This is a genomic window from Streptomyces sp. NPDC056231, from assembly GCF_048270745.1.
Taxonomy (GTDB): domain Bacteria; phylum Actinomycetota; class Actinomycetes; order Streptomycetales; family Streptomycetaceae; genus Streptomyces.
The window spans coordinates 1-10,293 of record NZ_JBLVKW010000145.1 but is presented as its reverse complement, the minus strand read 5'-3'; the positions used below and the strand labels follow the sequence as shown (position 1 = coordinate 10,293).

At 70.4% G+C, this 10,293-nt stretch carries 8 protein-coding genes and 1 pseudogene; 7 read left to right on the top strand and 2 right to left on the bottom strand.

The annotated features are described in order from the left end of the window. Nucleotides 1-194: 194 nt before the first annotated feature. Nucleotides 195-737, top strand: coding sequence for a GrpB family protein (locus tag ACNPQM_RS42755; RefSeq protein WP_418088244.1), 543 nt, complete (start codon nucleotides 195-197; stop codon nucleotides 735-737). A gap of 162 nt (nucleotides 738-899) precedes the next feature. Here ACNPQM_RS42755 and ACNPQM_RS42750 read toward each other — a convergent pair whose 3' ends face one another. Together ACNPQM_RS42750 and ACNPQM_RS42745 are read right to left on the bottom strand one after the other, a co-directional pair. Next, the gene (locus ACNPQM_RS42750) at nucleotides 900-1,742 is read right to left on the bottom strand and encodes an ABC transporter permease (protein ID WP_418088243.1); all 843 of its coding nucleotides are present in this window, start codon (nucleotides 1,740-1,742) and stop codon (nucleotides 900-902) included. A gap of 139 nt (nucleotides 1,743-1,881) precedes the next feature. Beyond that, nucleotides 1,882-2,194 (bottom strand): annotated as a pseudogene (locus tag ACNPQM_RS42745) (ATP-binding cassette domain-containing protein); the annotation flags it as partial. Between the two features lie 614 nt (nucleotides 2,195-2,808). Between ACNPQM_RS42745 and ACNPQM_RS42740 the strand changes: the two are divergent. The 6 genes from ACNPQM_RS42740 (at nucleotide 2,809) to ACNPQM_RS42715 (ending at nucleotide 9,929) form a co-directional block, all read left to right on the top strand. Next, nucleotides 2,809-3,264 (top strand): pyridoxamine 5'-phosphate oxidase, encoded by a 456-nt coding sequence (locus tag ACNPQM_RS42740; RefSeq protein ID WP_376346801.1) that lies wholly within the window; start codon nucleotides 2,809-2,811, stop codon nucleotides 3,262-3,264. Between the two features lie 24 nt (nucleotides 3,265-3,288). Next, nucleotides 3,289-6,372, top strand: a complete 3,084-nt coding sequence (locus tag ACNPQM_RS42735) for an amino acid adenylation domain-containing protein (RefSeq protein ID WP_418088242.1) — start codon at nucleotides 3,289-3,291, stop codon at nucleotides 6,370-6,372. Between the two features lie 28 nt (nucleotides 6,373-6,400). After that, on the top strand, nucleotides 6,401-7,618 hold the full coding sequence (locus ACNPQM_RS42730; protein ID WP_418088241.1) for a cytochrome P450: 1,218 nt from the start codon (nucleotides 6,401-6,403) through the stop codon (nucleotides 7,616-7,618). Between the two features lie 47 nt (nucleotides 7,619-7,665). After that, nucleotides 7,666-8,880 (top strand): cytochrome P450, encoded by a 1,215-nt coding sequence (locus tag ACNPQM_RS42725; RefSeq protein WP_418088240.1) that lies wholly within the window; start codon nucleotides 7,666-7,668, stop codon nucleotides 8,878-8,880. 123 nt (nucleotides 8,881-9,003) lie between these two features. Beyond that, on the top strand, nucleotides 9,004-9,258 hold the full coding sequence (locus ACNPQM_RS42720) for a hypothetical protein (protein ID WP_418088245.1): 255 nt from the start codon (nucleotides 9,004-9,006) through the stop codon (nucleotides 9,256-9,258). Nucleotides 9,259-9,611: 353 nt separating this feature from the next. Then, nucleotides 9,612-9,929 carry a hypothetical protein gene (locus ACNPQM_RS42715; RefSeq protein ID WP_418088239.1) on the top strand — a complete coding sequence of 106 codons (318 nt, stop codon included), beginning with the start codon at nucleotides 9,612-9,614 and terminating at the stop codon, nucleotides 9,927-9,929. Nucleotides 9,930-10,293: the final 364 nt, after the last annotated feature.

Here is a 10,293-nt window from a genome sequence, read left to right as displayed (position 1 = left end):
CACCTCAACGTCCGCCGACGCGACCGCCTCGGCGGAGTGATCCACGAGTACCGACATGCCGCCTGACCTGCACGGACGAGTTTTCGGCACCTTCAGGGTTGCACGATGCGGTCCCGCCGTCTGCGGAGTCGCGCCACCGGAAGGTAGCGTCTGGCGACATGCCGTTTCCCGATGAGCGCGGTCAGGTTGCCGTGGTGGAATACCGGCCGCAGTGGCCGGCGGAGTTCGAGCTGCTTGCTGGGGTATTGCGAGACGCGCTGGGTGACCTCGCGCTGGGGGTCGACCACGTGGGATCCACCTCGGTACCGGGCCTGCCGGCCAAGGACTGCATCGATGTGCAGGTGCGGATGCGGTCGGTCGACGAAGCGCGGGATGAACCGCTGCTCGCAGCGATCGGTTTCCGGTGCCGCCCGGAGCCGTGGAACCGCATCGAGGTCTCCGGCGGACAGCGGTGTCACAAAATCGTCTTCGCGCCGCCGATCGGCGCACGCTCGTGCAACGTCCACCTGCGGGAGGGCTCCGGACCCAATGCCCGCTTTGCCCTGCTGTTTCGGGACTACCTGCGTGCGGACGAGGACGCCCGTCGGGCAGGGGGGGCCTTCAAGCAGCGGCTGGCGCTGAGCGTGCCGGACCTGTTGGACTACGGGCAGATCAAGGCCCCCGCCACGGAGGTGCTGATGGCGGCGGCCGAACGATGGGCCGCCGAAACCGGTTGGAGCGGCTCCGCGGCGTCCTGATCGAGTGCGCCGAGGACCCCGATCGCTGCCGGGCGGTCGGACTGGGCCACGACACCGTCTTGGTCGATGTCGGCGCCGGGGCCGGCCCCGTCCATCCCGACACCTCACGGACCCGCTTTCGACCGGGCCCAAAACCGCTTCCGTTCGGCCCCCCTCGGCCGGTCAACCGGCCGCGACGCGGTACTTGCGCACCGACAGCCAGGAGAACAGCGCCAAAATCAGCAGCGACCAGAGTGCGGACGCCTCGACCGGATGCCGCATCGGCCAGGATTGCGCGCCGTCGGCCCCGGGGTTGCCGAACAGTTTCCGGCAGGCCTGGACGGTCGCGCTGAACGGGTTCCAGTACGCGATCGCCTGCAGCCAGCCAGGCATGGTGTTCACCGGGACGAAGGCGTTGGAGAGAAAGGTGAGCGGGAAGAGCCAGATCAGGCCCGCCGAGGTGGCCGCCTCCGGGCTGCGCACCGACAGGCCGATCAGCGCCCCGATCCAGGAGAAGGCGTAGCCCAGCAGGAGCAGCAGCACGAAGGCGCCCAGCGCCTGGAGCACCCCGTGGTGCACTCGCCAGCCCACCAGCAGCGCCACCATCGCCAGCACCAGCAGGATGAAGGCGGTCTGCACCGCGTCGGCCAAGGTCCGCCCTGCGAGCACCGCTGAGCGCGCCATGGGTAACGAGCGGAAGCGGTCCACCAGGCCCTTGGTCATGTCCTCCGCGATGCCGGCCGAGGCTCCGGCCACCGCGAAGGTAACCGTCTGGGCGAAGATCCCAGCCATCAGGAACTCCCGGTAGCCGCCGCCCGGTACCCTGATCGCGCCGCCCATCACGTACGAGAAGAGCAGCACGAACATCACCGGCTGCATCAGCCCGAAGACCACGATCTCCGGCATCCGAGTCATGCGGCGCAGGTTCCGCCGGGCGATCACCCAGGAATCGCGCGCCACCTGGACGACTCCGCCGCGCCGGTGCGCAATCGCGTGCTCTGCCGCTCCGGTGGTGTCGACTTCCATGGTCCTGCGTCCTTTCCGGGGTCGGCCTCCTCGGCCGCGTGGCCGGTGAGGGAGACGTCGTCGAGGGTGGGCCTGCGCGGGCCGATGTCGTCGATGACGATGTCACGCCCGCCCAGCTCGCAGATGACGTCGGCGAGTCGCCGACCATCTGAAGGTTCTCCCGGCCGATGAGGTGGTCGTCGACCGCCGCGCACTTGCCGCATGCCGCAGAGGCCTATCGGGCTGCGGACCCCGTGGGGGTGCCTGCGCACGTCCGTCCCCGCGCCCCGGGCGCTGCCCGCGTCGGGCCGCGGCAGGGTGGTGAGCACCCACAGCGCGGTGCTCTTGCCAGAGCCGTTGGGGCCCGGCAGGCCCAGCACTGTCCCCTCCGACGCGTCCGGATCGCCCCTGTCTGAAGCTCGTACGCCGCCGAAGGTCTTCACCAGGCCCTCTGCTCGGATGGCTGCCCCCATGTGCCTCTTTCTCCTGGTCTTCGTCCGGTCTTGTCCCGGTTCGCTGCCGAACCAGCAAGGCGGCCATCAATGGCAACGGCCCTCTCATTCTGCTTTCCGGTGGGGAACGGCCCGGTGGCCGGCGTGTACCGCCAGGGCCACCGGCAGCCCGACCGCCCGCGACGACGCGGGTGGGCCGCTGCCCACCCCCCACCAGGATGGGGCGCACTTCCAGGCACCGCCCGGCGACGGCGAACGACAACCGCGGTGGGCATTTCGGTCCACAACTGCGGTGGGCATGCGGGCGCCCGAGCCTGATGCGGTCCGAGGTGTCGCCTCCTGCCGAGGAGGCGGGAGGCGGGAATGCCCCGTGTTCGTCCGCCCGGGATGCGAACCGCCCGGGTCTGATGAAACTCTGGGAGAGGGCCCGACCCGCTTCCCGCGTCGGCTCAGCCGCCGGAATCCGCAGGCCGTCCGCATCGCCCGAGGATCACAAGAGCCCCGGGTCTGCCTCCGACGGCCGCCCTCCGGCCGACTGGACGTCACCCGATCGGCCCGCACTCGCGCACGCACGCTCACACTCCCGCACAGGACCTACACCGTTCGCGATTCTCTGCTTGATCGAGGTGGTACCCGTGGATCTCAGGATGTCGGTCGAAGACCGGGAAGAGTTCCTTGCCGGCCTCCACGTGGGAATCCTGGGGGTGGACGATCCGCGCCACGGCGGGGGGCCGTTGCTGGTTCCACTCTGGTACTCCTACCGGCCCGGTGAGCTGGTGGCGATCCAGACCGGGCGGACGACGCTGAAAGCTCGCCTCATCCGTGACGCCGGGCGATTCAGCCTCTGTGCGCAGGACGAGTCGGCCCCGTACCGCTATGTGAGCGTGGAGGGGCCGGTGGTGGGCGTCGAGGATCCGCTGCCCCCGGCCGAGCACGAGGCGCTGGCCCACCGGTACCTGGACACGGACACCGCGTCGGCGTACCTGGCCGCCAATCGCGAGCAGCTGGCCGACAACATCCTCATCCGCATGCGACCCCAGACGTGGAGGACAGCCGACTTCTCCGCCTTTGCCGCGGAGTTCGAGACGTAGCCCTTCGGGCCGCAGGTGGTTCACGTGGAACAGAGACGGGATATCCCGATGGTCACTGACCCGATGACGCTCCCGGTGGCGGCTCGGAACACGGGGACGGTGGGGTATCCGCGCGATCAATGTCTGCATGAGCTGTTTGACGCTCAGGCGGAGCTCCGCCCGCGGGCGACCGCCTCCGTACAGCACGATCGCAGCATCAGCTACGGCGAGCTCAAGGCCCGCTCCGACGCGCTGGCCGCCCGGCTGCTGGATTCCGGGGTACGCAACGGCGACGGGGTCGGCGTGTGCGGGGGCCGGTCTCTGGAAGCACTGGTGGCCTTTCTGGGCATCCTCAAGACCGGTGCGGCGTACGTCCCGCTCGACGACGCCTCACCGCCCGGGCGGCTGCAGGCGATGGCCGAGGACGCCGGGGTGCACACCGTGGTGACGCTGCCCGGCAGTGTCTGCCGCATCCGGCGGGTGCGTACCCGCATCGACCTGGGTGGGTCGGCGCCGACTGCGCCGGTCGCGGTCCCGCAGGCCGGGGTACTCCCCGGGGACTGCGCCTATGTGATGTTCACCTCCGGCTCGACGGGTCGTCCCAAACCTGTGGCGATTCCGCACTGCGGCGTGATCCGGTTGGCCACCTCCGATCTGGTGTGGCAGCGGCCGCGGCCCGGTGAGCGGGTGCTGCACGCGTACGGCCTCTCCTCGGACGCCTCCACGATCGAGATCTGGCCCTCGCTGCTCGCCGGTGCCTGCGTGGTGATCGCCGATCAGGAGGAGCTGCTGTCACCGGCCGCTCTGGAGTCCCGGCTGCTGTCCGAGCGGGTCAGCATCGCCTATCTGACCACGGGGGTGTTCCACCACATCGGGCGCACCAGGCCGTCGGCGCTGCGGTCCCTGCGGTTCGCCTCGGCCGGCGGCGAGGCGATGGATCCGGAGCTGGCCCGCGCGATACTGGTGGCCTGCCCGGACACCACCGTGGTCAACTTCTACGGTCCGACCGAGAACAGCGTGGTCTCCACCGCACACCTGGTGCACGATCTGCCTCCCGGGGCGACGGTGGTGCCGATCGGCCACCCGCTGGAGAATTCCACCTGCTACGTGGTGCGCGCGGACGGCACGCTCGCGGACGTCGGTGAGGAAGGTGAACTCCTCGTCGGCGGAGACGGGCTCGCACTGGGGTACCTCGGTGACCCCGAGCTGACCGCCGAACGCTTCGTCGACAACCTCTTCGAGCCCGGTACGCGGCTCTACCGCACCGGAGACCGGGTGGTCCGGCGCACGGACGGCGTGCTGGAGTACCGGGCGCGGGTGGACCGGCAGTTCAAACTGCGCGGGCACCGCATCGAGCCGGACGAGATAGAGGCGCGGCTGCGGGCGAATGACGCAGTCGGCGAGGCCGTCGTCGAATTGGAAGGCGACAGCGTGATCGGGTACGTGACACCGGCCCGGCCCGGTCAGGCGCTGCCGGTGGACCGCATCCGCGGCGGTCTCGCGGCGTGGCTGCCCGCAGCCGCAGTGCCCGCGCGGCTGGTGGAGGTCGGACAGTTCCCGGTGACCGCGGGGGGCAAGGTCGACCGTCGCCGGCTGCGCAGGCTGGCGGCCACAAAGGCGGCCGCCACCGCGGCACCGGAGGGACGCCCGGGACTCGGTCCGCAGGACTCGTTGGCGCAGGTGTGGCAGGTGGTGCTGGGTGTGCACCCGGCGCCCGGTGACAGCTTCTTCGACATCGGCGGCGACTCCCTGCTGGCAGCCGAGGTCGTCACCCGCACGCTGGCCGCCTTCGACCTGGACGCCCGGCACGGCCGCACTCTGATCCACAGTCTGCTGCGCTCCCCCACCCTGGAGGACTTCACCGCCGCCGTCATCACCCTCACCGCTGTCAAGGACCAGCAGGCCGAAGGGGCTGCCAACGCCGGCGCTGTGGATTTCCGTGCCGAGGCGCGGTTGGGCTTCATCCTGCCGCCGCGGCGCGGACCGGAGCCGGACTGGCAGCACCCCCAGGAGGTGCTGCTGACCGGCGCTTCCGGCTTCGTCGGCGCCTTCCTGCTGGATCGGCTGCTGCGTCGCACCGGCGCCCGCGTGCACTGCCCGGTGCGCAGCCGCGACTGTGTGCACGCCCGGCAGAAGGTGATGCGGAACCTGGCCCGCTTCGGCCTCGCCACCGCGGAAGCTGCCGACCGCATCGCGTGCTTCCCGGCAGAACTCACCGAGCCCGGCCTCGGCCTGGAACCAGGCCGCGCCGAGGAGCTCGCCGACGCCCTCGACCTGGTGATCCACTCGGCCGCGCAGGTCAACTTCCTCTACCCGTACGAGGCGATGCGCCGCGCCAACGTGGAGGGCACCAGGCAACTCATTCGTCTGGCGGCCGGGCGAGCCGTGCCCGTGCACTTCCTTTCCACCATCGCGGTGCTGGCCGGCTTCGGCACCGCCGGCGTACGGCACGTGGACGAGGACCTGCCCCTGGATCACGCCGACCAGCTCACGATGGGCTACGCCGAGAGCAAGTGGGTGGCCGAAGAGGTGCTGCGCGACGCCGCGGACCAGGGTCTGCCGGTGGCGGTCTACCGGCCGTACGAGATCACCGGTGACCGGCACACCGGCGCATGCAACACCGACACCGCGATCTGCTCGCTGTTCAAGACGATTACCGAGACCGGGCTGGCCCCCGACATCCCGCTGCCGCTGGACTTCGTCCCGGTGGACTTCCTCACCGACGCGGTGATGCACATCGCCACCGCGCACCGCGCCACCCGCCGGACCTACCACATGACCAACCCCCGCCCGGCGAGCCTGCGCGACATGCTCGACCGGATGGACGCGGGCGGCCATCGGATCCACCGGCTCCCCTACGAGGAGTGGGTGGGCGAACTCGTCCGCCATGTGGCGCAGCACCCCACGAGCCCCACCGCCCCGTTCGTCTCACTGTGCGTGGACCGCTGCAAGCAGGCGGACATGTCCGTCAAGGAGATGTACTTCGAGGGCACCTTCCCGACCGTGGGGCGTGCCAACGTCGAGCGTGACCTGGCCACCACGGGCCTGTGCTGCCCGCCTGTCGACGCGGAACTCCTGGACCACTACCTGGAGTACTTCTACACAACCGGCTACATCGAGCGCCCGTAGCCGGCGCAACCTCGGAAGAGGAGCGAGCATGACCCCACAGCCACCCAGCGCCCCCGGCCCCGAGGCGGATGTCCTGGACTTCCCGCTCCCGCCGCCGGGCACCATGGGGCCCCCTGAGAAGTGCGCGCAGCTGCGCGAAAGCTGCCCCATGGCCAGGGTCAGACTGCCGATGGACGCGACCGCCTGGTACGCCACCCGGCACGAGGACGTCCGGGAGCTGCTCGCGGACCCCCGGCTGATCAGGCCGACCATCAACGACTGGCCTTCCCGCCCCGGGCAGACCGCCGACGACGGGCCGCGCCTGGTCACGATCGCGGAAATGGACGGCCCCCAGCACGCAGCCCTGCGCCGGGCCCTGGCCCGGCCGTTCAGCTCCCGGGCCGTGCGGGGCCACCTGCCGCGCATCCGGCAGTCGGCCGACCGGCTGCTGGAAGCGTTCCAGAAGGGCGGCAGGCCCGGCGATCTGGTTGCCGGGTTCACCGCCCCCTTCCCGCTGCTCGTGCTGTGCGACCTGGTGGGCATTCCTTTCGAGGACCGGGACCGGTTCCTTCCGGTGCTGGATGCGGCCCTCAGCGGGATGGTGACCGTGCAGGAGGGGCGCCGGGTCACCGACCTGCTGGACGAGTACGTGGCCGGACTGATCACCCAGAAGCGAAACCGGCCCGGTGACGACGTCCTGACCCAACTGATCCACGACTGCGACGACGGAGCGCTGACCCATGACGATGTGATGGCCTTCGGGCTGTCCATGCTCACCGTCGGCTTCGGCATCAGCAGCTTCTTCCTGGCCAACTCGGTGCACACCCTGCTGGACCGGCCGGACCAGTGGGCCCGCCTGCGTGACAACCGGGAAATGATGCCCGGCGCGGTGGAGGAGTTCCTGCGCTTCATGCCGGTGATGAATGGCACCCTGATCCTCCTGGCCACCGAGGACATCGGAGTGCACGGGCAGACGATCCGCAAGGGCGACGCCGTCATCCCCGTGCCGGGCTCCGCCAACCGCGACGAGCGGATCTTCGCCGATGCCGACCGGCTCGACCTGCGCCGGACCGGAAACGGCCATCTCGCCTTCGGCCGGGGGACCCACAACTGCCTCGGCGCCCACCTGGCACGCGCCGAACTGACCGTGGGACTGCAGGCGTTGCTCGACCGTTTCCCCCGTCTGCACCCGGCCGAAGGACAGGAACCCACCTGGGACGACGAATCCGTGACCAAGTCACCGCTGTCCCTCCCGGTCAGCTGGTGAACCCGGCCCACCCGGCCACCCCGCACACGACCAGGGGAGCACCGACCGTGAGCAGGACACCGCCAGAACCCGTCATCGGCACGTTCGTCATCGACATGCCCCTCCCGCCACCGGGCACCATGGGGCCGCCCACGCAGTACGGGTGGCTGCGCCGGGAGTGCCCGCTGGCCGAGGTCCGGCTGCCGATCGGGGCCACCGCCTGGTACGCCACCCGGTACGAGGACGTCCGGGACCTGGTCGCGGACCCCCGGCTGATCAGGCCGACCATCAACGACTGGCCGCCCCGGCCCGACCGGGCCGTCGACGACGAACCGGGCCTGATCACGATGATGGAACTGGAGGGCTCCCGGCACGCGGCCCTGCGCCGGGCCCTGGCCGAGCTGTTCAGCGTCCGCTCCATCCGGCGCCGACTGCCGCACCTGAGGCAGTCGGCCGACCGGCTGCTGGAGGAGTTCGTCGACGGTGGGCAACCCGGCGACCTGGTCGCCGGGTTCCTGGAGCCCTTCCCGCTCCTGGCCATGTGCGATCTGGTGGGCATCCCCTACGAGGACCGCGCGTACTTCCTGCCCAGGGCGGATGCCGCCCTCGGGGCCATGGTCACCCTGGACGAGGGCCGCGAGGTAACCGCCCAACTGCGCGGGTACATGTCCTCGCTGCTCGACCGCAAGCGACGAAAGCCCGCCGACGACATCCTCACCGGGTTGGTCCACGCGTGCGGGCACGGCAACCTGGACGGGGAGAGCATGGTGGGCTTCGGGCTCTCCATGCTGGTCGCCGGCTACCGGACGAGCACCATGTTCCTGGCCGACGCTGTGGTGGCCCTGCTGACGGTGCCGGGTCAGTACGCCCGGCTGCGCGACGACCGCGGCCTCATGCCCGGCGCGGTGGATGAACTTCTGCGCTACATACCGGTCATGAACGGTGTCGTGGTCCTCCAGGCCGTAGAGGAATTCGAGTTGCACAACCGGAGGATCCACGCGGGCGACGCCGTGCTGCCCGTCCTCGCCGCGGCCAACCGCGACGAGCGGGTGTTCACTGACGCCGAACGGCTCGACCTGTGCCGCGCGGACAACCCTCACCTCACCTTCGGCCGAGGAGCACACAACTGCCTCGGCGCACACCTGGCGCGGGCCCAGATGACCGTGTGCCTGGAGGCGCTCTTCGAACGCTTCCCGGACCTGCACGTGCCCCATGGACACCCACCCACCTGGGACGACGCATCCCCCAGCAAGTCACCCCTCACCCTCCCCGTCGGCTGGTGAGCGGCTCTTTACCGAAGTCACCCCCTGCCCGTCCGACGGATCACCGTGCCGGTAGGCCCTCGGGCGTGAGGGACGACCGAGGGCGGCGGACCGGCTGACGTCGAGAGGGCCGCGCGGGAGCGGATCAGGCTGCTGACCATGGAACGCTTCGAGCGCGACGAGAAGGACCGGGAGATCGCGGCCGCGCTGCGGGTGAGTGACAGTCCGGTGCAGCGGTGGCGTCGGGCCCGCCGTGAGCGGGGCGAGGCTGAGGTGCTGTCGAAGGTTTTCGCCTGGCCGCCGGAGGCGCGCAAACCACCTCCCGCACATTTCAAGGTGCCCAGAGGTCAGGGCGTCGACCAGGAGGCGGGTTCACTCGGCTCGTACGGCCGCGCCTGAACCGAGCCTGTCCCGCTCGGAAACACGATTCTGGGGCCTGACCTGGAAGTTCCCAGATCAGAGGACTGGCCGGCACAGCATCTGCGACGATCCTTCGATGCGCTATCCGTCGTCACCGCGCTGGTCCGGAATCTGATCACGGTGCCCGCTGCCGTACTGCGCAGCCGCGTAGCGAAGGATGCGGAGGTGATGGCGTTGCGGCACGAGAACGCGAGCGCTGCGTGCGTCCGACGAACGAGTCGCGACAGCTCCTGGGCTACCTCAGCGCCGGCCTCACCGACGCCACTACAAGCAGCGCGGCCACACGTTCGTGGGACGGCCCGGCAAGACCGCCCCACCTCCATACGGCCGCTGTGTCTCACGGGCGGGCGCCGCCCAGGCAGATCCACGGGCCCGCGCAGTCCGCGCAGCTTGCGCGTGGGCGGGCGGCACCGCCCGGCGGCGGGAGCGGGCAAGCGGCGGCGGCCGCCAGCGCGGCGCTCCTCAGTCGCAGCACGGCCCGCCACCAGGTCAGGACCGAAACCCTCCGGGCCCTGCGCGAGTCACGGCGCGCCACATACGCCAGCTACGCGAAGACGATCGACCACTACCTGGACAAGCTCTCCACCACCTTGACGTTGCCGAACAACAACCACATGAAGGTGTACGCGATCAGCGGGCGCAACGCCTGAGGCACATGTCAGCCTGGGGTGCTTCCCGCGCTGGCGGAACGCCATCGCATCGCTGGCCATGTGGCGCGGACCGCACGGGAGTTGACCCGCCGGGTCGGCGGTGTCACGACGGGGTGACCGTCGTCCGCGCCGGACCGCGCGCCCGGCGGGGCCGGCCATGAGCGACCACAAGCCGGTCGGGTGCCCTCGAAGCCACCGTGGTCCCGTGCACGGCCGCCCGACCCGCCTGGGCGACTTCAGACGACGGCACAGCAGGCCGAGGCTGACACGGGTCTGTACGGTCAACGGTGGATCTTCGAACAGGAAGTGACACCTGATGACAGACGTGATCGTCTCGGCTGAGGCCGTCGAGGAAGTGCAGCCC